General features: G+C 69.0%; 24 protein-coding genes. 10 read left to right on the top strand and 14 right to left on the bottom strand.

The window, feature by feature from the left end; genetic code table 11:
• Positions 1-64 precede the first annotated feature (64 nt).
• Positions 65-1,126 (top strand): N-acetylmuramoyl-L-alanine amidase, encoded by a 1,062-nt coding sequence (locus AB0M47_RS07920; RefSeq protein ID WP_253760793.1) that lies wholly within the window; start codon positions 65-67, stop codon positions 1,124-1,126.
• Between the two features lie 492 nt (positions 1,127-1,618).
• A complete protein-coding gene (locus AB0M47_RS07915; RefSeq protein ID WP_363410189.1) occupies positions 1,619-2,143 on the top strand; it encodes a GDSL-type esterase/lipase family protein in 525 nt (174 codons plus the stop codon).
• On the opposite strand, the gene AB0M47_RS07910 is transcribed toward AB0M47_RS07915, so the two are convergent.
• Entirely contained in the window at positions 2,140-2,712 is a 573-nt protein-coding gene (locus tag AB0M47_RS07910; RefSeq protein WP_363410186.1) for an ABATE domain-containing protein, read from the bottom strand. The two genes, AB0M47_RS07915 and AB0M47_RS07910, sit on opposite strands and share 4 nt — an antisense overlap.
• Before the next feature lie 48 nt (positions 2,713-2,760).
• Between AB0M47_RS07910 and AB0M47_RS07905 the strand changes: the two genes are divergently transcribed.
• Together AB0M47_RS07905 and AB0M47_RS07900 are read left to right on the top strand one after the other, a co-directional pair.
• Positions 2,761-3,687 carry a ketopantoate reductase family protein gene (locus tag AB0M47_RS07905; RefSeq protein ID WP_363410183.1) on the top strand — a complete coding sequence of 309 codons (927 nt, stop codon included), beginning with the start codon at positions 2,761-2,763 and terminating at the stop codon, positions 3,685-3,687.
• A 13-nt stretch (positions 3,688-3,700) separates the two neighbouring features.
• Positions 3,701-4,288: a dihydrofolate reductase family protein gene (locus AB0M47_RS07900; protein ID WP_363410180.1), complete on the top strand. Its 588-nt coding sequence runs from the start codon at positions 3,701-3,703 to the stop codon at positions 4,286-4,288.
• Between the two features lie 8 nt (positions 4,289-4,296).
• Here the strand turns inward: AB0M47_RS07900 and AB0M47_RS07895 are convergent, their stop codons facing one another.
• On the bottom strand, positions 4,297-4,719 hold the full coding sequence (locus AB0M47_RS07895; protein ID WP_363410177.1) for a hypothetical protein: 423 nt from the start codon (positions 4,717-4,719) through the stop codon (positions 4,297-4,299).
• Positions 4,720-4,733: 14 nt separating this feature from the next.
• On the opposite strand from AB0M47_RS07895, the gene AB0M47_RS07890 reads away from it, so the two are divergent.
• Entirely contained in the window at positions 4,734-5,258 is a 525-nt protein-coding gene (locus AB0M47_RS07890; RefSeq protein WP_363410174.1) for a GNAT family protein, read from the top strand.
• Here AB0M47_RS07890 and AB0M47_RS07885 read toward each other — a convergent pair.
• Positions 5,251-5,724: an ABA4-like family protein gene (locus tag AB0M47_RS07885; RefSeq protein WP_363410171.1), complete on the bottom strand. Its 474-nt coding sequence runs from the start codon at positions 5,722-5,724 to the stop codon at positions 5,251-5,253. The genes AB0M47_RS07890 and AB0M47_RS07885 overlap by 8 nt on opposite strands.
• Positions 5,721-6,686 carry a hypothetical protein gene (locus AB0M47_RS07880; protein ID WP_363410168.1) on the bottom strand — a complete coding sequence of 322 codons (966 nt, stop codon included), beginning with the start codon at positions 6,684-6,686 and terminating at the stop codon, positions 5,721-5,723. The genes AB0M47_RS07885 and AB0M47_RS07880 overlap by 4 nt, the downstream gene beginning before the upstream one ends.
• Positions 6,687-6,867: 181 nt before the next feature.
• Between AB0M47_RS07880 and AB0M47_RS07875 the strand changes: the two genes are divergently transcribed.
• Positions 6,868-7,245 (top strand): VOC family protein, encoded by a 378-nt coding sequence (locus tag AB0M47_RS07875; RefSeq protein ID WP_363410165.1) that lies wholly within the window; start codon positions 6,868-6,870, stop codon positions 7,243-7,245.
• Between the two features lie 132 nt (positions 7,246-7,377).
• A complete protein-coding gene (locus AB0M47_RS07870) occupies positions 7,378-9,381 on the top strand; it encodes a glycosyl hydrolase family 28-related protein (RefSeq protein ID WP_363410162.1) in 2,004 nt (667 codons plus the stop codon).
• Between the two features lie 131 nt (positions 9,382-9,512).
• Here AB0M47_RS07870 and AB0M47_RS07865 read toward each other — a convergent pair whose 3' ends face one another.
• Together AB0M47_RS07865 and AB0M47_RS07860 are read right to left on the bottom strand one after the other, a co-directional pair.
• Complete coding sequence (locus tag AB0M47_RS07865; RefSeq protein WP_363410159.1) at positions 9,513-10,436, bottom strand: hypothetical protein; 924 nt, start codon at positions 10,434-10,436, stop codon at positions 9,513-9,515.
• Complete coding sequence (locus tag AB0M47_RS07860; RefSeq protein WP_363410156.1) at positions 10,433-10,927, bottom strand: SigE family RNA polymerase sigma factor; 495 nt, start codon at positions 10,925-10,927, stop codon at positions 10,433-10,435. The genes AB0M47_RS07865 and AB0M47_RS07860 overlap by 4 nt, the downstream gene beginning before the upstream one ends.
• Before the next feature lie 95 nt (positions 10,928-11,022).
• Here AB0M47_RS07860 and AB0M47_RS07855 point away from each other — a divergent pair, with 95 nt between their 5' ends.
• Complete coding sequence (locus tag AB0M47_RS07855; protein ID WP_363410153.1) at positions 11,023-11,235, top strand: helix-turn-helix domain-containing protein; 213 nt, start codon at positions 11,023-11,025, stop codon at positions 11,233-11,235.
• 1 nt (position 11,236) lies between these two features.
• Positions 11,237-11,941, top strand: coding sequence for a Clp protease N-terminal domain-containing protein (locus tag AB0M47_RS07850; protein WP_363410150.1), 705 nt, complete (start codon positions 11,237-11,239; stop codon positions 11,939-11,941).
• A 205-nt stretch (positions 11,942-12,146) separates the two neighbouring features.
• Here the strand turns inward: AB0M47_RS07850 and AB0M47_RS07845 are convergent, their stop codons facing one another.
• The 4 genes from AB0M47_RS07845 to AB0M47_RS07830 all read right to left on the bottom strand — a co-directional run bounded on the left by AB0M47_RS07845 (position 12,147) and on the right by AB0M47_RS07830 (position 17,442).
• Positions 12,147-14,171, bottom strand: a complete 2,025-nt coding sequence (locus tag AB0M47_RS07845; RefSeq protein WP_363410147.1) for a beta-galactosidase — start codon at positions 14,169-14,171, stop codon at positions 12,147-12,149.
• Positions 14,172-14,255: 84 nt separating this feature from the next.
• Entirely contained in the window at positions 14,256-15,599 is a 1,344-nt protein-coding gene (locus AB0M47_RS07840) for a sugar ABC transporter substrate-binding protein (RefSeq protein WP_363410144.1), read from the bottom strand.
• A 53-nt stretch (positions 15,600-15,652) separates the two neighbouring features.
• Positions 15,653-16,453, bottom strand: a complete 801-nt coding sequence (locus AB0M47_RS07835) for a carbohydrate ABC transporter permease (RefSeq protein WP_363410317.1) — start codon at positions 16,451-16,453, stop codon at positions 15,653-15,655.
• Positions 16,454-16,506: 53 nt separating this feature from the next.
• Positions 16,507-17,442: a sugar ABC transporter permease gene (locus AB0M47_RS07830; RefSeq protein ID WP_363410141.1), complete on the bottom strand. Its 936-nt coding sequence runs from the start codon at positions 17,440-17,442 to the stop codon at positions 16,507-16,509.
• A 209-nt stretch (positions 17,443-17,651) separates the two neighbouring features.
• Here AB0M47_RS07830 and AB0M47_RS07825 point away from each other — a divergent pair, with 209 nt between their 5' ends.
• On the top strand, positions 17,652-18,641 hold the full coding sequence (locus tag AB0M47_RS07825; protein ID WP_363410138.1) for a LacI family DNA-binding transcriptional regulator: 990 nt from the start codon (positions 17,652-17,654) through the stop codon (positions 18,639-18,641).
• 11 nt (positions 18,642-18,652) lie between these two features.
• Here AB0M47_RS07825 and AB0M47_RS07820 read toward each other — a convergent pair whose 3' ends face one another.
• The 4 genes from AB0M47_RS07820 to AB0M47_RS07805 all read right to left on the bottom strand — a co-directional run bounded on the left by AB0M47_RS07820 (position 18,653) and on the right by AB0M47_RS07805 (position 22,263).
• Positions 18,653-19,126 (bottom strand): CYTH domain-containing protein, encoded by a 474-nt coding sequence (locus AB0M47_RS07820; RefSeq protein ID WP_363410135.1) that lies wholly within the window; start codon positions 19,124-19,126, stop codon positions 18,653-18,655.
• Positions 19,127-19,171: 45 nt separating this feature from the next.
• Entirely contained in the window at positions 19,172-19,618 is a 447-nt protein-coding gene (locus AB0M47_RS07815) for a hypothetical protein (protein WP_363410132.1), read from the bottom strand.
• 101 nt (positions 19,619-19,719) lie between these two features.
• A complete protein-coding gene (locus AB0M47_RS07810) occupies positions 19,720-21,741 on the bottom strand; it encodes a cellulose binding domain-containing protein (RefSeq protein ID WP_363410129.1) in 2,022 nt (673 codons plus the stop codon).
• A 219-nt stretch (positions 21,742-21,960) separates the two neighbouring features.
• On the bottom strand, positions 21,961-22,263 hold the full coding sequence (locus AB0M47_RS07805; protein WP_363410126.1) for a hypothetical protein: 303 nt from the start codon (positions 22,261-22,263) through the stop codon (positions 21,961-21,963).
• Positions 22,264-22,350: the final 87 nt, after the last annotated feature.

Here is a 22,350-nt window from a genome sequence, read left to right as displayed (position 1 = left end):
AGAGCGGTTCGACGCGGCTGAGTATTTCGATGCCCAGAGGTATCCCCCAGCCGAAAGGTCCTCCATGAGCAGTCACCCCATCCGGCGTCGCGCGCTTTTCGCTGCGGCCGCCGGCGCCGCCCTCACCCCGTGGGTGGGAGTGCCGGCGTTCGCCGCCAACAAGAAGGTCTACCTCGACCCGGGCCACGGCGGCACCGACTCCGGGGCGGTCGGCAACGGCCTGCAGGAGAAGGCGCTGACCCTGAACATCGCGCTGCAGGTCCGCGACATCCTGCTCGCGACCTACTCCGGGGTCGACATCCGCATGTCCCGGACGACCGACGCGACGGTGAGCCTCCAGCAGCGCTCGGACGACGCGAACGCGTGGGGCGCGGACATCTTCGTCAGCATCCACATCAACTCCGGTGGCGGCACCGGCTTCGAGAGCTACCGGTACCTCACCACCGACGCGGCGACCCAGTCGCTGCACAGCACGGTGCACGCGAATGCGCTGGCCGGGATGCGTACTGTCGCCAGTGTCACCGACCGCGGCCTGAAGACCGCCAACTTCCACGTCGTACGCGAGACCAATATGCCGGCGATCCTCACGGAGAACCTGTTCATCGACACCGTCGCCGACGCGAACCTGCTCAAGAACGCGGCCTTCCTGACCGCCGACGCACGTGGGCACGCCAAGGGCATCGCGACCTACCTCGGGCTGCCGACGAAGACGACCAGCTACAGCACCATCGTGGACAACACGACCTCCGGCCGGTTCACCGCCAGCGCGAACTGGGCGACGTCCACCTACTCGACTCAGCGCTACGGCGCCGACTACCGCTACGCCGACCCGGTGCTCGCCAGCGACGCCGCCTGGTTCAAGGTGAACATCCCGGAGGCGGGCAACTACAAGGTCGAGGTCTGGCACCCGGGCGTCGCGGGCTACAACACCGCGACTCCGCACGTCATCGTGACGTCGTCGGGCAACCAGACCGTCACCATCGACCAGTCCACGGGCGGCGGCGCGTGGCGGTCGCTCGGAACCTTCGCCATGGCCGCGGGTGACTACAACGCGGTCGGCGTCAGCCGGTGGACCAGCGCCGCGGGCTACGTGATCGCCGACGCGGTCCGGGTCACGCGCGTCTGACCGAGACTTCCGGGATGACGCGCCCCCTCCGCCGCACCGGACGACGCGTCATCCCGGAACCCCCTGAGGCTGTCGGGATGTATTGACATCAATAACTTCCGTGAGGACAATCGCGCGTACCGCCCGGTAACAACCGTCCCCCGGAGGAGTCCATGAGTCTCCCGCGCAAGTCTCTTCTCGCCACCGTCGCCGCCCTGATCACCCTCCCGTTCCTCGCGACCCCTGCGGCGGCAGCCGCGCCGACCGGCAGATACGTGGCGCTCGGCGACTCGTTCACGTCGGGTCCGCTCATCCCGACGCAGGTCGACCTGAACTGCGTACGGTCGGATCGGAACTATCCCCACCTCGTCCGGACCGCGATCGGCTCGTCCGCGTTCACCGACGTCAGCTGCGGTGGGGCCACCACCGGCGACATCCTGAACCCCCGGCGAGGGCCAGCTCGGCATCACCGTCCCGGCCCAGATCGCCGCCGTCACCGCCGACACGGCGCTGGTGACCGTCGGCATCGGCGGCAACGACATCGGCTTCTCCGGCATCATCGAGGACTGTGTCAGCGCCAGCTACGGCAAGCCTTTCGGCAGCCCGTGCAAGGACAAGTACACCGCCAACGGGACCGATCAGCTGCTGGCCCGGATCACCGCGACCGCGAGCAAGATCGCGACCGTGCTGCAGGCCGTGCACCAGGCCGCGCCGAACGCCCGCGTCGTGGTCGTCGGCTACCCGGTCATCGTCCCCGACAGCGGATACGGCTGCTTCCCGGCCGTCCCGATCGCCTTCGGCGACGTGCCCTACCTGCGGAGCACGGAGAAGTCGCTGAACTCGATGCTGCGTACCACGGCCGCCGCCAACGGCGCGTCTTATGTGGACACCTACACCCCGACCATCGGGCACGACGTCTGCAAGTCCGGCGGAACTCGGTGGGTTGAGGGGCTCATTCCGACCGTGGCCGCCGCCCCGTTCCACCCGAACCTCGGTGGCGAGCAGGCGATGGCCGCCGCGGTCAAGGCCGCCCTCTAGTCTTCGGCGGCCGCGACACGGCGGCGATATCTCGTCATCTTGTCGCGGCTGCCGCAGACATCCATCGAGCACCAGCGCCTACTGCCCGCCCGGGACGTGTCCAGATACAGCAGGGTGCAGGTCTCGCTGGAGCATTCCCGCAGGCGGTCGGCGTCCGGGCCGCCGAGGAGGTCGACGCCGTCGCGGGCCAGCAGGGCGAGCAACTCCTCCGCGGTCGGCTCCACCAGGCGCGCGGTCAGATCGGCCCGCAGGGCCAGCGCCGGCAGGCCCCGCGCGGCCCAGTCGTTCACCAGCTTCAGATCGGCCGCGGTGGGTCGCTCCCCGAACACCGGCGCGCGCATCAGGCGATACAACGCTTCGCGCAACGGGTACGCCTGACGCAAAGCCGTCGTCGTCACCGCCACGGGCCGGTCGGTCAGCCCGGCTTCGGCGAACCAGCGCCCGAGCGCGGCCGGGTCCGGCGTCCGCTCGACGGGCGGATTCCGCCATCGTTTGCCGAGCGTGCCAGTGAAGTCCACCGAGGGCCGCCCAGCGACGAACCGGAACGCCGCCTCGTCCGCCGCGATCATGTCACACAGCATAGCTCCGTTACTGGTTCAACTGGTAACGTCCGCGCCATGCGGATTCTTGTCGTAGGAGCCGGGGCCACCGGCGGATACTTCGGCGCACGGCTGCACGAGGCCGGGCGGGACCTCACCTTCCTAGTCCGGCCGCGACGGGCCGAGCTGTTGCGCGAGCGCGGACTGCGGATCAGCGGACTCGGCCAGGAGACCGTGGTGACGCCGAACCTGGTCACCGCACCGGACCTGGCCGGCCACTACGACATCGTGCTGCTGTCGGTGAAGGCGACGACGCTGGCACAGGCCATCGAGGACACCGCCCCGGCGGTCGGGCCGTGTACGGCGGTCGTCCCGTTCCTGAACGGCATGGCTCATCTGGACACGCTGACCAAGGCGTACGGGTCGGACGTGGTGCTCGGCGGCGTCGTGCGGGTCATCACGACCATCGGCGAGAACGGCGAGATCCGGCAGCTCGCGCCGCTGGCCGACATGACGATCGGCGAACCGGCGGGCGGCGTCTCGGATCGCGTACGCCGAATCGAGGAGGTGCTCTCCGAAGCGGGCTTCGACTTCGCCGTGTCCCCCGACATCCAGACCGCCATGTGGCACAAGTGGGTGTTCATCAGCACCCTCGGCGCCCTCAACACCCTCGTACGCGGCTCCGTCGGCGAGGCCGTCGACGCCGGCGCGGAGCACCTGGGGCCGCGGATCGCGGCGGAGGCAGCCGGCATCGCCGAAGCCGCCGGGCACCCGATGCCGGCCCAGGCGCTGGCGAACGTCGCGGCGTTCGTGTCCCGCCCCGGCTCGGCCGACACGGCCTCGCTCTACCGGGATCTCGTCGCCGGTCAACCGACCGAAGCCGAGCAGATCCTGGGCGACCTCACGGCTCGGGCCAGGGCTTTCGGCGTATCAACACCGCTTCTGGACGTGGCGACGGCAAGCCTGCGCGTGCACGAGCAGCGGTTGGCACGCGGAGCTGTGTGACACACTCCCGAAGGTGACCATCACGTTCGCAAGTCAGTCGATCTCCCTGGACGGCTTCTCCGCGGGGCCGCAGATCAGCGACCGGGACCCGATGGGCGTCGGCGGTGAGCGGCTGCATGATTGGATGTTCGCCACGCCGACCGGCTCGGCGGTGGGCGTCGACGCGGACCTGAAGCGGCGGGAGTTGGAGCGGACGGGTGCGGTCGTCATCGGCCGCACCATGTACGAGGTGGGCCTGCCCATCTGGAAGGACACGCCCTATCCGCGGCCGACGGTCGTGCTGACGAATCGGCCGGAGGAGCCGGTGACGATGCCGGGCGGCACGTTCACCTTCGCCTCGACGGCCGAAGCGGCGCACGAACAGGCGCGGCTGGCCGCGGGCGACCGGGACGTGCTGGTGCTCGGCGGCGCGACCACGATCCAGGCGTTCCTCGCGGCCGGCCTGATCGACGAGTTGACCCTCCAGCTCGTCCCGCTCCTGCTCGGCGGCGGGACGCGGCTGTTCGCCAACCTCCCCACCGACTTCTCGGCCAGGCTCACCGTGACCGACGTGGCGCCCTCGGCCGCCGTCACCCACCTCACCTACCGGCTGTCGGCCTGATCATCTGATCAGCGGTGGGCGAAGGAGGCGGCGACGCTGTCGAAGATCGCCACCGCGTCGTCGATCCGCTGGTCCGCGACGAGCGCCTCCACCTGCGGGTCGAAAGCGGTCAGCCCGGTCTCCTCGGCAACCACGGCGGCGACCCGGTAGAGCAGGCTGACCACCCGGCGGGCGGCCTCGCCCGTGTACCAGTACTGCGCGTGGAGCTGTGCGGCGTCGGCCTGGCAGTAGAGCTGGATCGCGGTCTCCTCGTGCAGGAGTTCGTCGCCGGACTCGGTCGCGCCCGGCAGGATCTCGCGTACGCGGTTCACGATCTGCCGCCACGTCGCCGGGTCGAGCGGGGCCTCGTCGTCGTCGGCGGGCTCGGCCGCCAGGAAGTCTTCCCAGCTCTGGCCGTCCGCAAGCCGGGCGAAGATCACGTCGTAGCTCATGGTAGGAAGATTAAGTGATCACTGGGGATTTGATCCGGTTACGCGCCTTCGAGCCCGCGGACGCCGACGCGTTGTGGCGCTGGAACCACGACCCGGACGTCATGCGGTGGATGGATCAGTACTACGTGAACTCGCTCGACCAAGCACGGCGTGGGCTGGCCGACCGGGAACGCAACTCCTACGGAGACGTCCTGTACGCCGTCGAGGTGATCGCCGACGGCGAACTGATCGGGCTCGTCCGGCTGCGCGACGCCGAGCCGGAGATCGGGGCCGCCGAGCTGGACATCTACCTGGGCGAGAAGGACTACTGGGGGCGCGGGTACGCCACCGACGCGATGCGGACGATCTGCCGCTACGGGTTCGACTCGATGCGGCTGCACCGGATCGGGCTGACCGTCGTCGCGGCGAACGAAGCCGCCCGGCGGGTGTACGCGAAGGTCGGCTTCGTCGAGGAAGGACGACTCCGGGACGCGTTCCGCCGGGACGGCCGGTGGTACGACAAGATCTCGATGGGACTGCTGGAAGGCGAGCTCAAGTAGCCGCCTGTTCAGCGGGCTCCTGGGTCTTACCGGCGGACTGACCGGCGGACTCTTCGGCGGGCTGGTAGAACGCCCGGAGGCCGAGGTAGATCACCACGGCGAACGGCGACAGCAGGATCGTCAGGACGAGCAGCGGCGACATGATCAGGGACGGGATGTTCCGCGCCCGGCTGTCGAGGTACATCCAGCGCCCGATGAACAGATCCCAGGCCAGCACCTGCGCCCAGACCGCGGACGTGCCCGCGTCGCTGCTGAGCAGGGTGCGTACGCCGTCGAGGTCGGGGTTGAGCATCTCGGCGGCGAAGTCGGGCAGGATCGGGGCGACCGCCGCGAAGTAGGCGACCAGGACCGGCAGCACGATCAGTGGCGAGGCGACGATCCGGCTGGTCCGACCCCACTTCGGCAGCAGGATCATCAGCGCCCAGAACGGCACCGTGAGCGGGAAGGCGATCGCGAACCAGTTCATCGGACCGCCACCTCGGGGAGCGCCGACGCCGGACGCCCGGCCGGTCGAACCGGCGGCCGTAGCGCCCAGCCGATGCCGACGACCACGATGACGCCGAGTACGCCCGCCGCCGTCCAGGTCAGCGCGTCCGGGTGGACGACCGACTGGCCCCGCAGCGCCTGCCAGGTGACCAGTGCGGTCAGTCCGGCGTACGCCGTCGAGGCGGTCAGCACGAGCCGGGCCCGGGTCTGGTCGTCGGCCAGCCGCCCGATGCGCCGCCCGAGCAGCGTCAGGGCCAGCGCGAACAGCGGCAGCGCCTGCAGGGCGTGCATGCCGATGAAGTGACCGACGCGCAGGTCGCCGCCTTCGGTGCTCCAGTTGACGAAGGGCAGCCCACTGCCGCCGTCGGCGACGCCGATGGAGTGCGCTCCGAAGATGCGCTCGCCGCCGCTGGCCGCCGCGTCGATCTGGCCCGGCTTCGGGCGGGTCATGAAGAAGCCTTCAGCCAGCCCGGCGATCGCGACGAGGATGCCCGCGCGGATCGCGTACGCCGCCGGCCGGTCGCCGATCTTCTGCCGGATGAGCTGGATCGCGACGATGGCCGTGGCGACCCAGAGCACCACGATGCTGACCGCCATCAGCATGAACAGCGCACCGTCCAGGGTGGTCGCGAAGTTGAAGTGGCTGCGGTGGCCGCGCGCGGCCTGGCCGACGATCGCGGCCATCTCGATGAGCGCGGTGACGGCGATGACGGTGCCCATCGCGCTGGCGAGCCGGCGCTTGGTCAGCAACGAGATCAGCCAGGCGAGGGTGACCGAGTAGATCATGACGCTGACGGAGAACTTCAGCGGCTTCAACCAGATCGGTACGCCCAGCAGCAGACGGTCGTCGACGGCGAGCCCGATGAGGCACCAGACGGACAGCGCGGCCATGAGCAGGGCGGTGATCATCAATGGGGGGTGGAGGCGGATCAGGCGGGACATGGCGACTCCCGAATCTGTCGGTCGTTCGGATAGCGGCACTTTCCATTATCGGATAGCCTCACTATCCATCACCGTGACGCCGCCGTCAAGACGCGGGGGACGCACGATCTGCCGTAGCGTGCCGACAAGGCACATCGGAGACACAGACCGTCGGGCGCAAGCCGTATCGGAGGGAGAGGAAGTGCCGCACTACAGCCGCGTCTCGCAGATCGTCGTGGACGCTCCGCCGGAGACCCACGACGCCGAGGTCGCCTTCTGGGCCGGCGCCATCGGCCGCGAACTGCCGGTGTTCCACCGGTTCCCGGACTTCCGGGGCACCAAGCTCACCCCTGACGGACTCGGCTTCATCGTGCAGCGGCTCGGCGACGGGGCGGCTCGCGTACACCTCGACTTCCACACGACCGATGTGGACGCGGAGGTGGCGCGACTCGAAGCGCTCGGCGCGCGACGCGTACGCGCAGCGGGTCCCTGGTGGATCATGCAGGACCCCGCCGGTCTGCTCTTCTGCGTCGTGCCGGACGACGAGCTGGACGACTCGAACGCCCAGCGCTGGGACTGACCGCCGCAATGAGTCAATTTCTTGCACTGGCTTGCGCGGGAAGTTTCATCATCTGATCGGCTATTGTCTCGCCGCGTACGCGAGTCTTACCGTAGGCCAGTCTCTATCCCCCGTCCCGGAAGAGAGCGGTCTATGCACAGGAAGAAAGCACTCGCCCTCTTAGCGACCGGTGCTCTGGTCGCCAGCGGGGTCGTCGGCGCGTCCCCGGCCGCAGCGGCGAACAGCCCCGTGGTCACGCGCGCCGCGCTCGACCCGGCGCTGGTCACCGGACGCGGTGCGGCCGTCCCGTTCGCCGAGCAGGAGGCGGAGAACGCCGCCACGAACGGCTCCGTCATCGGCCCGAGCCGGCAGGCGTACACGCTGCCGGCGGAGGCCTCCGGGCGTACGGCGGTCCAGCTGGCCCCCGGGCAGTACGTCGAGTTCACGCTGCCCGCCGCGGCCAACGCCGTCACCGTGCGCTACAGCATTCCGGACGCCCCGACCGGCGGCGGCATCACCGCGCCGCTGGACGTCACGGTGAACGGCAAGAACACGCGCACCATGACGCTGACCTCGCAGTACTCGTGGCTCTACAACCAGTACCCGTTCAGCAACGACCCGACCGCCGGGCTGCTGCACGAGGACTGGTGGATCACCGAGTGCGGCTGCGTTCCGGCGTACACCGATCCGAAGCCGGTCGTCAGCAAGCCGTTCCGGCCCATGCACTTCTACGACGAGCAGCGCCTGCTGCTCGGCAAGGCGTACCCGGCCGGGAGCAAGATCCGGCTCACCGCGCCGGCCGGCACGAACGCCGCCTGGACCGTCATCGACCTGCTCGACTCGCAGCTGGTCGGACTGCCGCACGTGGTCCTCAAGGCGGCCAACGTCCTGCTGTTCGGGGCCGACCCGACCGGCCGCCGCGACTCGGCGGACGCGTTCGACCGCGCCATCGCGTACGCCCAGCGCAAGGGCCTGAAGGTGTACCTCCCGCCGGGTGCGTACCAGGTCAACCGGCACATCATCGTGGACGACGTGACGATCGAAGGCGCCGGCAGCTGGTACACCGTCGTCAAGGGGCACGAGGTCGCGCTGTCCGAGCCGGCGCCGGACGGCTCCGTCCACACTGGAGTCGGCTTTTACGGCAAAGACGCGTCCGCGGGTGGCAGCCGCAACGTGCACCTGTCGGGCTTCGCCATCGAGGGCGACGTCCGCGAGCGCATCGACACCGACCAGGTCAACGGCGTGGGCGGCGCGATGAGCGACTCGACGATCAGCGGCCTCTACATCCACCACACCAAGGTCGGCCTGTGGTTCGACGGGCCGATGAGGAACCTGACGGTCCGCGACAACGTCATCGCCGACCAGATCGCCGACGGACTCAACTTCCACGTCGGCGTCACCGACTCCGTCGCGACGAACAACTTCGTCCGCAACACCGGTGACGACGGCCTGGCGATGTGGTCCGAGACCACGGCCAACGCGCGCAACACGTTCAGCCGCAACACCGTCCAGACGCCGACGCTCGCCAACGGCATCGCGATCTACGGCGGCACGGACAACTCCGTCGTGGGCAATCTCGTGGCCGACCCGCTGCGCGAGGGCAGCGGTCTCCACGTGGGCTCGCGGTTCAACGCCACCGCGTTCGCCGGCCGCCTGTCGATCACCGACAACACAGTGGTACGCGCGGGGACGTACGAACTGAACTGGAACATCGGGTTGGGCGCGATCTGGATCTACGCGCTCGACAAGAGCATCGACGCCGACATCCGCGTCACCGGCGACCACTACCTGGACAGCACGTACAACGCGATCATGCTGGTCAGCGACTGGCCGGTGAAGGACCTCTACGGCATCTCGAACGTCCACTTCACCGACGTACGCGTGGACGGCACCGGCACCTCGGTGCTCAGTGCCCGGGTGGCCGGAGCGGCCACGTTCGAGAACGTCGACGCCCGCAACGTCGGGGCGGTCGGCATCAACAACTGCGGCACGTTCCACTTCACCCCGGCAGGGTCGGAGTTCTCGGTGACCGACCTCGGCGGCAACGACGGCGGCGGCACCACCGGACCCTGGCTGGCGTCGTGGGAACTGCCCAACACCATCACCTGTGACGACCGGCCGCCGGTCGTGACGCCGCCACCGCCTGCACAGTGGTGACGTCGTTGTGAAACGCCGCCCTGTCGTCGTCATGACGGCAGGGCGGCGTTCGTATGCACGGCGTTCGCTGGACGGCGTTCGCTGGACGGCGTTCGCTGGACGGCGTTCGCTGGACGGCGTTCGCTGGCCTACTAGTGCCGGACGTTCGCCGGGATCTCGACGTCGACCACCAGGCCGAAGTCGGAGTAGACCCACTCCGCCGTGTAGCGCACCCGGAAGTACGCCGACTTCGGGTCGTTGTCCGGCCGCCACTCGTACGTCGACTCGTAGGCGATCTTGCTGATGAGCCCGCTCTTGAGGTTCACCTCGGCCGTTCCCGTCACCGGGATGCTCTTCGGCTCGTCCGGATCCGTCGGGTGGATCGTGGCGCTGAAGGCGTACCGCTCGACGGCCGAGTCGCCGCTGCCGGACCGGCCGAGCGAGGTGACCGTGCCCGCCTGCTCGATGGTGGCCATCTGCTCCGCGAAGTCGGTGGTCGCCATGGGATTGAGGATCTCGACCGTCCCGGCGTCGACCAGGTAGGTCAGGATGTCCAGGCCGGACGGCTTTCGCTTGAGCCAGGAATCGGCCTTGTTCTGATACACGTAGCCGTCGACGACGCGTACCTCGCCTTCTGCCGACTTCGTGTCGCGGACGTACCCCTCGGGGCCGCGCGGGTCGAACGCGCCGACATAGCCCCGCTCGTACGACGACTTCTTGCCTCGGTCGTCGTTGTCTTGGCGGACGTGCGCGGCGAACGCGAAGCTCGTCTGCGAGGTCGCCCTCCCCGCGGCTGCCAGCCGGAATCCTGCCGAGGCCGGCTGAACGCCGGTCGCCGCCGGAAGGCCACCGGCGCCTGAGCCTCCGGACGCGCCGCCGCCGACGCCCGTCACGACGGAGGCCGCCACTCCCACAAGGCCCACGACCGCCAGCGTCGTCGTCGAGACGAGCGCGGTACGAACTCGTCGGGCCCGGTTCGCCCGGCGTACGACCTGCGTCGCGGCCGAACTTGCCGAACCTTCGCGATCCGCCAGCTCCCGGAGCGATGCCGCGAACTGATCCTCGTCGATCGTCATCTACCTACCTCCACAATGGATGAATGGAGACCCGGCACTCGGTCGCGCAGTTTGGCCATCGCGCGCGAATGCTGAGTCTTGACTGTGCCGACCGAGCACCCGAGCTCGGCGGCGACCTGCTGCTCGCTGAGGTCCACGTAATAGCGCAGGACCACTACCGCGCGCTGCTGCTGTGGCAGCGCCATCAACGCCGCCCGCAACTGATCATGGGGCTCGCGTACCTCGGCCAGGGGATCGACGCGGTCCGGCGTCTCCCCGGTCAGCGCCTCTCGACGCCCCGACCGCCACCGGCTGATGTTGCCGTTGACGAGCATCCGGCGCAGGTACGCGTGCGGATCGCCCTTCTTCGTGACCTGCCGCCAGCGCAGATAGAGCTTCACCAGACAGTCCTGCAGCAGGTCCTCCGCCCTGTGCCGGTCGCCGCAGAGCAGCACCGCCAACCCGATATGGCGAGTGAGCGCCTCCTCTACGAAGGTCGCGTAATCCGTCATGACCCACACACGCACGGGATCCAGTAGAAGGTTGACAGGACTTCGCGTCGTCAGCATTTGTTGACGAAGGGCCAGCGTCAGCATATGCTGACGACATGCCTGAGCTGGCCGATCTGGAGAATGCCGTACGCGGAACCGACTCCGACGCCGGGCTCCGGGCCGTCGCCCGGCTCCGGCGGCTGGTCGAGCAACTCGAAGCAGAGCAGGTGGTCGCCGCTCGCCGGGCCGGTTGGTCCTGGCGGGACATCGCGCTGCGGCTGGGCGTCACGAAGCAGACCGTGCATCGCAAGTACCACGGGGAGGACTGAAATGTTCCGCGGCGACCATCCCGACCTCGCCCGCGCCGTCGGCCGGGCCTTCCGCCTCGCCCGCGAGTCCGGCTCGAGCCGGGTCGGCAGCGAACACCTCCTGCTGAGCCTGACGTCAGACGCCGGCCGAGTGTCCACTGTGCTCTCAGCCGTCGGAGTCACGCCGCATGCAGTCCGCGACGGCATCACCCACTGCGGTACGCCCGGCGCCGGCGCGGCCGCCGATCGCGCGGCGCTTGCCGTCCTGGGTGTCGACCTGGATCGCCTGCTCGACCGATCCGGTCCTGCTCTGCTCGACCAGCCGCCCCGCCGCGAGCCGTTGTTGCCGTTGGGCGCTCGTCAGGCCCGTCGGCGGTGCGCCGCGCTGAATCCGCCGCTCGGGTTGGACGCGCAGGCGGCGTACGAGGCGTCGCTGCGGCTGGCGTTGGCCCGGCGCGAACGCGACCACCGGCCGGAACACCTCGCCCTGGCCCTGGTCGCCGTCGATCCCGGGGTCGCCTGGCTGCTCGACGACCTCGGCGTCGCTCGGGCGGCCCTGCTCGGTGCTCTCACGGCAGCGTTCCCGCCACCGCGCCGGAACCTGATCCTCCGCGTCGACCGCCGCTGGGGACGGGCGGCGCGCACCCGCGACCTCGTACGCCGCTACGAACGCACCACCGGGCGTACCGCGACTTCCTCTTCAACAGTCGCGACGCTCATCGCCTGACTCCCCTCCCCTCCCTCCCCTCCCTCCCCTCCCCACCGCGCCGCGCCGCGCCGCGCCCCGCCGCGCCCCGTTGATCATGGACTTTCCAGTCACGCCACACCGTCGAGACCACAGTTAACTCCATGATCAACGCGGTGAGAGACGAGGGCGGCGAGCGGGGCGAGCGGGGTGGGCGGGGCGGGCGCGGGTGGGGTGGGGGTGGGGGTTAGCGGGCGAGGCGGAGGACGGCGACGCCGCGGGGTTCCAGTTCGACTGCTCCGCCGGCGACCTTGCCTACCAACGGTTCCCCGGCCAGTCCGGCGACGGTCACCGGCCGGGCGGTGCGGTTGATCAGGAAGGCGTACCTGGTGTTCTGCTTTCGGCGTACCACCAGCTCGACCTGGCCTCGGACGGAAGCGGGCAGGTCGCTGGCGAGACCCGCCGCGGCGGCCAGGTCGCCCAGGACCCGGGTGAGACCTGCGGGCCCGAGCCGAGTCGAGACGTACGCCGCGGAGCCGGAACCGGTGACGCGACGCGTGATCGCGGGATATCCGGCCAGCTCGCCGTCGGTGTAGCGGGCCAGCGCCGAGACGTCCTTGGCGGTGTCGACGCGTTCGGACCAGGTCGTGCCGGTCAGTCCACTGTCGAGCCGGACGGTCTCGGCGTCGAGCAGCGGGGCGAACTCCTCGACCCGGATGCCGAGCAGGTCGCGCAGCGCGCCCGGGTAGCCGCCGAGCCAGATGTGGTCGTGCTCGTCGACGACGCCCGAGAAGTAGGTGGTGACCAGGTGGCCGCCGGACTCGGCGTAGTCCTTCAGCTCCTTGGCCGCCGACTCGCTGAGCAGGTGCAGCATCGGCGCGACGACCAGCCGGTACGCCCCCAGCGGCGTGCCGTGCGGCACGACGTCGGCCCGGATGCCGAGGTTGAGGAACGCGGTGTACCAGTCGAGCGCCTCCTGCCGGTACTTCAGCCGGTTGGTGGGGTGCGAGTCGGCCTCGACCGCCCACCACGACTCCCAGTCGAAGACGATGGCGGCCGGGGCCTGCTCGCGGACCGCCTCGGCGACCGGCGCGAGAGCGCGCAGCGTCGCGCCCAGCCGCGTCACCGAACGGAAGACGGCGCTGTCCGGCCCGGCGTGCGGAACCATGGCCGAGTGGTATTTCTCGGCGCCGGCCGCGGACTGCCGCCACTGGAAGAAGCAGACCGCGTCGGCTCCGTGCGCGACGTGCGTCAGCGAGTCGCGGACCAGCTCGCCGGACTTCTTCGGCACGTTGATCGGCTGCCAGTTCACCGCGCTGGTCGAGTGCTCCATGAGGAACCAGGGCCGCCCGCCGGCGATGTTGCTCGTGAGGTTGGCCGAGAACGACAGCTCGTCGGCGGCCTGCGGGCCTGGTACGACGTAATGGTCGTTGGAGATGAAGTCGACGTCATCGGCCCAGGCCGCGTAGTTCATCGTCTTCATCTCGCCCATGACCATGAAGTTCGTGGTGACCGGGACGTCCGGGGTGTGCTCGCGCAGCAGGTCCCGCTCCGCCCACAGGTACGCCCGCAGCGCGTGGTCGGAGAAGCGCTTGAAGTCCAGCTGCTGCGTCGGGTTCGGGTGGGTCGCGGCCAGCCGGGGCGGCAGGATCTCCGCGAAGTCGGCGTACTGCTGGGACCAGAAGGCGGTGCCCCAGGCGTGGTTCAGCGCCTCGATCGTGGTGTAGCGGTCGCGCAGCCAGTCGCGGAAGGCACGGGCGGCGTCGTCGGAGTAGTCGTAGACGTTGTGGCAGCCCAGCTCGTTCGACACGTGCCAGGCGACCAGTGCCGGGTGATCCCGGTACCGCTCGGCCAGTTTCTCGACGAGGGCCAGGGCGTACTGCCGGAACACGGGCGAGGTGGGCCGCCAGTGCTGGCGCCCGCCCGGCCAGACCGTCTCGCCCTGGGCGTTGACCGGCAGGATCTCGGGATGCTGGGCGGTCAGCCACGGCGGCGGCGACGCGGTCGCGGTGGCCAGGTCGACGCCGACTCCGTTGGCGTGCAACAGATCCATGACCTCGTCCAGCCACCCGAAGTCCCACCGGTCCGCGGCGGGCTGGATCTTGGCCCAGGAGAAGATGCCGAGCGAGACGACGTCCACGCCGGCCTCTCGCATGAGGCGTACATCCTCCTGCCACACCTCGCGGGGCCACTGCTCCGGGTTGTAGTCGGCGCCGTACGAGATGCGCGGCGCGGCGCCGGAGGGGCGGCGCAGCCACTGTGGGGCGGTCACGGTGGTGCTCTCCTTGCAGATTGGTCAAAAGTGCCGCGGGCGGGTGGCAGCCCGCCCGCGGCCAGGGGTGGATCAGCAGCCGGTTCAGTTGACGGTGAAGCCCTGGTCCTTGCCGTACTTCGCGGCGGCGTCCTGCCACGCCTTGAGGCCGTCGCTCAGCGTGGTGCTGGAGACGTACGCCTTGCCCACGGTGTCGTTGAAGATGCTGTTGGCGTACACCTGGAAGGGCAGGTAGGACCAGCCGGTGACGACGCCGGAGGCGGCCGCCGCCAGGACCTCGTTGACCTTCTGGCCACCGAAGTACGGGAACTCCTTGTTCTTGAACGCGTCCGCGTTCACCTGCTCGACGGTCGCCGGGAAGGCGCCGTTGTCGACGCGGATCTGCGCGCCCTCGCCGGTGGTGGCGTACTTCATGAAGCCGTAGGCAAGTGCGTTGTTCTTGCCGAGCTTCGGGACGGCCAGGCCGCTGCCGCCGTTCTCGGCGGTCGCGGTGCCGCCCGCGGTCCACTGCGGCATCGGCGCGACGCGCCACTTGCCCTTGGCCGCCGCGACGCCCGACTCCAGGTTGGCCGGCATCCACGCGCCGATGATCAGGGTCGCGATGGTGCCGTCGCCCAGGCCCTTGTACCAGGCGTCGCTCCAGCCGTTGATCGGCGCGACCAGCTTGTCGGAGACCAGCTGCTGCCAGAGGGCGGCGAACTTGCTGGAGCCCTCGTCGGCCAGGTTGATCTTCACGTTCGAGCCGTCTACCTGGAACGGCTTGCCGCCCGCCTGCCAGATCATGCTGGTGGTGAAGCCGGCGTCGCCGGTGTCGTTGGTGATGTACGCCTTGGGGTCGGCCGCGTGCAGCTTCTTGGCGGCGGCGACGTACTCGTCCCAGGTCGCCGGGACGGCGATGCCGTGCTTGTCGAAGACGTCCTTGTTGTAGAACAGCGCCATCGGGCCCGAGTCCATCGGCAGGCCGTAGGTGACGCCGCCGGACTTGACCGACGCCCACGGGCCGGGGGTGAAGGTGCCGTCGAGCGAGTTCGCGCCGAACCCGGAGAGGTCGACCAGCGACTTGCCCAGCGCGAACTGCGGCAGGGCGTAGTACTCGATCTGGGCCAGGTCCGGTACGCCGGAACCGGCGGAGATCGCGTTCTGCAGCGCGGTGTACTGCTTGTCACCGGTACCGGCGTTCACCAGGTTGACCGTGACCTTGGGGTACTTCTTCTGGAACGCGGTGACGACCTGCTTCAGGGTGGTCTCCCAGGCCCAGACCGTCAGCGTGCCGCCGGCGGCGAGCGCGGCGTCGACGTCGTTGGCGGAGACCGTCGGGTTGTCGCCGCCGTCGTCGTCGGAGCCGCAGGCCGCGAGCGCGGCCGTCGCGGCAGCCGCGGTCCCGAGGGCCGCGGTGCCCCGGAGGAATGCGCGTCGGTTGATCGTCATGATGGTCCTCTCAAGGGATGGTGCGATAAATCAGGGAACGGGGAACGGAGCAGTCAGTCCTTGACGCCGCCGGCGGCCAGGCCGGACTGCCAGTAGCGCTGGAGGAACAGGAACGCGGCGAGCAAGGGCAGGATCGTGAGCAGCGACCCGGTGATGACGAGGTTGAAGACGGCCTGCCCGCCGGAGGTCGCGGCCTGGTCGTTCCAGGAGTTCAGGCCGAGCGTGAGGGGATACCAGTCCGGATCCTTGAGCATGATCAGCGGCAGGAAGTAGTTGTTCCAGGTCGCGACCATGGTGAACAGCGACACGGTGACGATCCCCGGCGCGAGTAGCGGTACGCACACCTTCAGGAAGGTCCGCAGCTCGCCGGCGCCGTCGACGCGGGCCGCCTCGATCAGTTCGCCCGGGATGGCCTCGGCCGCGAAGGTCCACATGAGGTAGAGCCCGAACGGCGAGATCAGGGACGGGATGATCACCGCCCACGGCGTGTTGGTCAGGCCGAGCTTGGAGAACATCAGGAAGGTCGGCACCGCCAGCGCGGTCGTCGGCACGGCGACCGCCCCGATGACCACGGCGAACACCGCCCGCTTGCCGAAGAAGTCGAACTTCGCCAGGGCGTACCCGCCGAGGGTGGCGAGCGCGGTCGCCCCGCCCGCGCCCAGCACCACGTAGAGCAAGGTGTTGAGCAGCCAGCGTACGAAGACGCCGTCGTCGTAGGTGAGCGTGTCGCGGATGTTGGTGAACAGCGAGAAGTCGCCGGAGAACCACAGCCCGAACGAGTCGAACAGGCTCGCCTGGGACTTGGTGGAGTTGATGAACAGCCAGACCAGCGGGACGAGGCTGTAGAGCAACATGATGGCGGTCAGGACGGTCAGCAGGGGGCTGCGCTTGCGCGCGCGGGCCGTCGTCACGACTGGCGCTCCTTCCGCAGGCCGCGAAGTTGGACGGCGTACGCGACGATGGCGGTCAGCAGCGCCATGACGATCGCGACGGCGGCTGAGTAGTTGAACTGCTGGCCGGCGAAGGACAGCGAGTACGCGTACATGTTGGGCGTGTAGTACGTGGTGATCACGTTCGGCGCGAGGGTCTTGAGGATCGCGGGCTCGTTGAAGAGCTGGAAGGTCCCGATGATCGAGAAGATCGTCGCGATCAGCAGCGCGCCACGGATGCCGGGCAGCTTGATCGAGCGGATGACCCGGAACTGGCCGGCGCCGTCCAGCTCGGCCGCCTCGTACAGCGTGCGCGGGATGACCTGCAGCGCGCTGTAGAAGATCAGCATGTTGTAGCCGACGAATTCCCAGGTCACGATGTTGCCGATGGAGGCCAGCAGCCAGTCGGGACCGAGCGGGTTGGGCAGCGACCAGCCGAACGCGTCGTTGATGCTGCCGACGAGGCCGAACTGCGGGCCGTACATGAAGCCCCACATCAGCGTCGCGACGACGGCGGGGACGGCGTACGGCATGAAGATCGTCACGCGGAAGAACGACTTGCCGTAGAGCCGGCCGCTGTCGATCGCCAGCGCCACGAGCAGCGACAGGAACAGCATGATCGGCACCTGGACACAGAGGAACAGGGCGACCCGGCCGAACGAGGACCAGAACTGCGCGTCGGTGAAGATGTTCTGGAAGTTCTCCAGCCCGACGAAGCTCGTCCCGCCGATGAGCTTCGTGCGGAAGAAGCTCAGATAGATCGCGTACGCGATCGGCGCGAGGAAGACGAAGGCGAAGACCGCCATGAATGGGCCGACGAACGCCCATCCCGTCCAGCTTCGGCGTCGCCTAGCCGACCCGGACCGGCTGGGTGGACCGGAGCGTTGGATCGCGGGAGGCGCGAGGACCGCCATGTCCTCCTCCTTCTCAGACTTCGCCGCTAGATCGATGATGTTTACGTAAACATAGCGCGCCGCCTGGAGTTTCATCCTGTGACCTTGCTGGATGTTTACGTAAACATCGGCGCGGTGATACTGTCACCGGGCCACCCGGCACGTCAAGCGCGGGTTTCGGATTCGTTACGGGAGGGCGGAGGGCGATGGCAAACCCACGGCGGGTGTCGATGGCTGATGTCGCGCGCGTCGCCGGGGTGTCGTCCCAGACCGTCTCCCGCGTTTCCAACGGCAGCCCCGGCGTCGTCGACACCACCCGCGAGCAGGTCCTCACGGTCATGCGCGAGTTGGGCTACCGGCCCAACAGCGCGGCCCGCGCGCTCAAGCGCGGGGCCTTCCGGACCATCGGCGTGATTCTCTTCTCACTGGCCAGCACCGGCAACAGCCGCACGCTCGAGGCCATCGCCACCCACGCCGCCCACGAGGGGTACGCGATCACGCTGATCCCGGTCGCGGTGCCCACGCAGGACAGTGTCCTCGGGGCGTTCACCCGGCTCGGCGAGCTGGCCGTGGACGGGATCATCGTGATCATGGAAGTCCACCTGCTCGACACGGCCACCGTGACGTTGCCGCCCAACGTGCAGGTCGTCGTGGCCGACTCGGACGCGGGCAACCTCTACAGCGTGGTCGACACCGACCAGGCCGACGGCACCCGGCAAGCCGTCTCGCACCTGCTCGACCTCGGGCACCACACTGTGTGGCACGTCACCGGCCCGGAGGAGTCCTTCGCCAGCAACCGCCGGGCGCTCGCCTGGCGGCAGACGCTGGAAGCCGCCGGCCGCCCCGTGCCTCCGCCGCTGTCCGGCGACTGGTCGGCCGAATCCGGCTACCAGGCCGGGCTCCGCCTGGCCGAGGAACCCGGCTGCACGGCGGTCTTCGCCGCCAACGACCAGATGGCGCTCGGCATCCTGCGCGCGCTCCACGAACGGGGCAAGTCGATCCCCGAGGACGTCAGCGTCGTCGGCTTCGACGACATCCCCGAGGCGAACTCCTTCATCCCGCCGCTGACCACGGTCCACCAGGACTTCGCCGAAGTCGGCCGGCGCTGCGTCCAAGGCGTGCTGCGGCAGATCGAGCGCGCCGAACACGAGACCGGCACGACGCTCGTTCCAACGCGTCTGGTCGTCCGCGGAAGCACCGGCCCGCCGCCGTCGCGCTGACTCCCGTCGGCTCAGCGCCAAGTGGTGAACGGGGATTCGGCGAGAGCGAGGTTGGCGTACCGGGGATCGTCGCTGATCTGCTCCCCCAGCCAGTCCGGGCGCGGATGCGGGGTGTCCTCGGCCGGCAGTTCCAGCTCGGCGACCACCAGCCCGGCGTTGGCCTCCGCGTACTCGTCGATCTCGAAGACGTGGCCGGCCACCGGGACGAGGTGGCGGGTCTTCACGACCGGGCTCAGGGCGTAGAGCCCGGCTTCGAGGATCTCGTCGGCGAACGACGGCGGCACCTCGGTCTCGATCTCCGCACGGGAGATCCCGGTCTTCGCGCCTTTCACCGTCAGGTACGCCTTGTCGCCGGTGCGACGCAGGCGTACCTGGGATTGCGGGGTGTACGCCAGATAGACCTGCACCATGGAGATGGACCGCTCGACCGAGGACCGCCAGGCGTCCGAGGCGAGCAGGAACTTGCGTTCGATCTCCGTTCCCATGACGCGATCCTATGCCGTCCGCCAGGCCGGAACAGTGCACTCACGTCAAGCGACAAGCGCGGCGTATATGCAGGCCACCGTGCTGAGAATGCCCGGGATCGCCACGACGTGCCAAGTGAGGAGAGTGGCGATCAGACTGGGCGCGTCGGCCGAGTACGCATCCACGGACATGTCGAACAACGGCACGGCAGGCTGTTCCGGCTCACCACGTTCGTCCGCCGCGATGCTCGACCCGACCGCCGTGTACAGGCGGCGGAAGAGGCGTTCCTGCCGCAGGTAGTAGGCGTCGAGAAACCAGAAGATGACCGCGATGGGTATCACGCCGAGGATGACCGCCGACGGGCCCTGTGCACGGGTCCCGAGGATCGCGAGGACGAACGACACCAGCGTCACCGCCCAGCCGCGAACCGCGAAGGAGTTCTGGGAGAGTCGCGAGATCGTGGCTTGAACGTCGGCGAGATGACGGAGCCGAAGTTCGTCGTCGACGCCCATGGGCCGCCCTCCTTGGCGATCCGATGTGTCCGGAGATACATCCACCTTAGACAGGCGTGGCGAGGGTGGGCCGGGGCTGTCGCCCCGGCCCAACGGTTCGGTTACCGGGTGGTGCAGAGGGCGCCGTTCAGCGTGAACAACGCCGGGAGGACGTTCGGCCCCTGGTACGCCCCGACGAAGCCGACGTTGACCGTCGCGCCGGGCGCGATCGTGCGGTTGAAGTCGGCGTTCGACACGCGTACGGCGGCTCCGGTCGACGTCCAGGTGCCGTTCCAGCCGCCGCTGACCTGCTGCCACGCGGTCGGCCAGGTGAAGGCGAGGTTCCAGGTGTCGATCGGGTTCGTGCCGGTGTTCGTGATGTCCACGCTGCCGACATAACCGTTGCCCCAGTCGTTGACGTCCGCGAACGTCACCGCACAGGGCGCTGCGCTGGGCGTACCAGTCTGGAATGTCACGGGCGGGGAGGCCCACGAGACCTTGCCGGCACCGTCACGCGCGATCACGTTGGCCGTGTAGCGCGTGCCGGGCGTGAGGTTGTGGACGGTGAAGCTGGTGCCGGTGGTCTCGCCCCACTGTTCGGTGATGGTGCCGTTCTGCCGGTGGACCTCGTACTTGAGCCCCGCGGTCCCGGCGGGCCAGCTCAGCGTGGCGTCGGTGGCCGTCACGCCGGACGCGACCGGGCGACCGGGCTGCGCGGGGCCGGTGACCGCGGCGGTCGGGTGCAGGGTGAGCACGGTCAGCGAGTACGGCGCGAGGGTGACCGAGGTTGCCGTGCCGCTGGCGGTGGTGATCGCGGTGTCGCCGTTGCCGTAGCTGGCCACCTGTGCGGTGGTGGCCGGCGAGTAACCGGCGTAGCTCAGCGTTACCGACTTGGCGTTCGCCTCGTCCTCGTTGATGAGCAGGACCGACAGGTCGCCGTTGGGCTTACGGGCGGCGTGCGTCTTGACCAGCGGGTCGCTCGCGGCGGCCCGGACGAGCTGGGCGCCGGCCGGGGCGAACTTCGAGGCGAGCGAGAGCCCGAAGTACGGGCCGAACGGGGTGTTGAAGGCGGGCTGGCAGACGGTGCCGTCGGCGGTGCAGTTGGCGCTGGAGAGCATGCCGAAGTCGCCGTAGTCGGTGTGGCCCGCCACCGTCGACACCGTGCCGATTCCGTTGTGGACGTTCCACCAGTCGACGCTGAACACCCCGGCGGCCGTGAGACTCGCGTACGCGTCCGCGGCGAACAACGCGCCCGGCTGGGTGTTCTGACCGTAACCGGTGTTGATCTCGGTGAGCGCGATGCCCAGGTTCTTCCCGGCGTACTTGGTGATCTGCTGGCGAGCCAGCCACACCGCGTCGGTCACCTGCGCGGTCTTCGACAGCGCTTCCGGACCGTTCGAACCGCCTGGGTACCAGTGCAGGATGGCGAAGTCGACGCTCGGCCCGGCGATCTGGAGGACGACCTGGTTCCAGGTTCCGGCGTCACCACCGGCGACGATCCCGTCCGGCCAGTTGCCCGGCGTGGTCAGCACGACGCCGATCTTGACGGTCGGGTCGACCGCCTTCATCGCCTGGGCGTACTGCTTGACGACGGTCGCGTAGCCGGCCGGGCTCTTGTCGGCGTGGTCGTCGGCCTCCCAGTTCGAGCCGTAGTGGCCGTTGCCGTACAGCTCGTTGCCGATCTCCCAGTACTTCACGCCGTAGTTCTTCTCGACGTTGGCGTAGTGCACCCATTCCGCGGCTTCCTCCGGCGTACCGGTGCCGTAGTTGGCGATCACCATCGCCTGCGCGTTCGCCCGCTGGACACCGGCCATGAAGTGGTCGAAGTCGGTGTCGGGGGCGACGTAGCCGCCCGGCGCGGTGTTGGTCTTCCAGTGGTAGATGTCCGAATAGGATCCCCCGGGGTAGCGCATGATCTGCGTACCGGCGTCCTTGAGGAGGTCGGCGACGGCGTTCGTGCCGAGGGCGGTGTCCCAGACCGCGTGGTTGACGCCGTACGCGGCGTCGCTGACGTTGTCGAGGCCGGCTCGGGCGTTGACGGTCACCGTCACCGGGGCGGCCTCGGCGGTCGCGGGTCCGGTGGGGACGGCGAGGTTTGCCGCTGCCAGCGTCAGGGCCAGCAGGGCGATGCGGCTCTTTCTCATCGTCGGGCGTCCTTCGGGTTGTGGGCTCTTCACGAGTTCGCCCGTAGCGGGCGTTCGCTCCCGTGGAGTGGAAGCGCTCCCACAGCGTGGTATGCCGCTCCTTCGATGTCAACGCCGCTCTCTTTGGTTGCTTCCTTTGGTTGCAGATCAGGGATATGCATGCTTCCCGAGCCTCCGGAAGGCCGCATATCCCTGATCTGCAGGGAAAGACAGCGGGCGTCAGGCCGCGCAGGTGAACGAGGTGCTCGACCGGCCGCCGCCGTCGAAGGTCACGCGGACGCTGTGCTTGGTGCCGACGACGCAGGAGCCGCCGATGGAGCTGTAGCCGTCGGTCCCGGCGACGTGTACGCCGTCGTAGTACCAGACCTGGCCGTAGTACCCACTGGGCAGGTAGCAGTCGTAGTAGCCGCCTTCGCTCTCGCAGGTCACCAGGCTCGCCGCGTGGGCGGGCGCGGCGGTGAGCGTCGCGGCGCCGAGGGCGAGCGTGGCGCCGGCGAGGGCGAGCCGAATCCGGTGTGCCATAACGGTTTCCCTTCTATCGGAAGCTGTCACCGTAATTGATTAACGAACTAGGCGACATTGACCGTTAAGACTTTTCACATGATCCGC

The sequence above is a fragment of the Hamadaea sp. NPDC051192 genome (genome assembly GCF_040682475.1).
Lineage (GTDB): Bacteria > Actinomycetota > Actinomycetes > Mycobacteriales > Micromonosporaceae > Hamadaea > Hamadaea flava.
The sequence above is the reverse complement of the archived record's forward strand: the minus strand, read 5'-3'. Positions and strand labels throughout refer to the sequence as shown.

What these genes read in the sequence shown, in the direction of transcription:
- AB0M47_RS07920 (WP_253760793.1), top strand. Translation starts at nt 65, where the DNA reads ATGAGCAGTCACCCCATCCGGCGTCGCGCGCTTTTCGCTGCGGCCGCC.
- AB0M47_RS07910 (WP_363410186.1), bottom strand. Translation starts at nt 2,712, where the DNA reads ATGATCGCGGCGGACGAGGCGGCGTTCCGGTTCGTCGCTGGGCGGCCC.
- AB0M47_RS07905 (WP_363410183.1), top strand. Translation starts at nt 2,761, where the DNA reads ATGCGGATTCTTGTCGTAGGAGCCGGGGCCACCGGCGGATACTTCGGC.
- AB0M47_RS07895 (WP_363410177.1), bottom strand. Translation starts at nt 4,719, where the DNA reads ATGAGCTACGACGTGATCTTCGCCCGGCTTGCGGACGGCCAGAGCTGG.
- AB0M47_RS07885 (WP_363410171.1), bottom strand. Translation starts at nt 5,724, where the DNA reads ATGAACTGGTTCGCGATCGCCTTCCCGCTCACGGTGCCGTTCTGGGCG.
- AB0M47_RS07880 (WP_363410168.1), bottom strand. Translation starts at nt 6,686, where the DNA reads ATGTCCCGCCTGATCCGCCTCCACCCCCCATTGATGATCACCGCCCTG.
- AB0M47_RS07870 (WP_363410162.1), top strand. Translation starts at nt 7,378, where the DNA reads ATGCACAGGAAGAAAGCACTCGCCCTCTTAGCGACCGGTGCTCTGGTC.
- AB0M47_RS07865 (WP_363410159.1), bottom strand. Translation starts at nt 10,436, where the DNA reads ATGACGATCGACGAGGATCAGTTCGCGGCATCGCTCCGGGAGCTGGCG.
- AB0M47_RS07860 (WP_363410156.1), bottom strand. Translation starts at nt 10,927, where the DNA reads ATGACGGATTACGCGACCTTCGTAGAGGAGGCGCTCACTCGCCATATC.
- AB0M47_RS07855 (WP_363410153.1), top strand. Translation starts at nt 11,023, where the DNA reads ATGCCTGAGCTGGCCGATCTGGAGAATGCCGTACGCGGAACCGACTCC.
- AB0M47_RS07850 (WP_363410150.1), top strand. Translation starts at nt 11,237, where the DNA reads ATGTTCCGCGGCGACCATCCCGACCTCGCCCGCGCCGTCGGCCGGGCC.
- AB0M47_RS07840 (WP_363410144.1), bottom strand. Translation starts at nt 15,599, where the DNA reads ATGACGATCAACCGACGCGCATTCCTCCGGGGCACCGCGGCCCTCGGG.
- AB0M47_RS07835 (WP_363410317.1), bottom strand. Translation starts at nt 16,453, where the DNA reads ATGTTGCTCTACAGCCTCGTCCCGCTGGTCTGGCTGTTCATCAACTCC.
- AB0M47_RS07830 (WP_363410141.1), bottom strand. Translation starts at nt 17,442, where the DNA reads ATGGCGGTCCTCGCGCCTCCCGCGATCCAACGCTCCGGTCCACCCAGC.
- AB0M47_RS07825 (WP_363410138.1), top strand. Translation starts at nt 17,652, where the DNA reads ATGGCTGATGTCGCGCGCGTCGCCGGGGTGTCGTCCCAGACCGTCTCC.
- AB0M47_RS07820 (WP_363410135.1), bottom strand. Translation starts at nt 19,126, where the DNA reads ATGGGAACGGAGATCGAACGCAAGTTCCTGCTCGCCTCGGACGCCTGG.
- AB0M47_RS07815 (WP_363410132.1), bottom strand. Translation starts at nt 19,618, where the DNA reads ATGGGCGTCGACGACGAACTTCGGCTCCGTCATCTCGCCGACGTTCAA.
- AB0M47_RS07810 (WP_363410129.1), bottom strand. Translation starts at nt 21,741, where the DNA reads ATGAGAAAGAGCCGCATCGCCCTGCTGGCCCTGACGCTGGCAGCGGCA.
- AB0M47_RS07805 (WP_363410126.1), bottom strand. Translation starts at nt 22,263, where the DNA reads ATGGCACACCGGATTCGGCTCGCCCTCGCCGGCGCCACGCTCGCCCTC.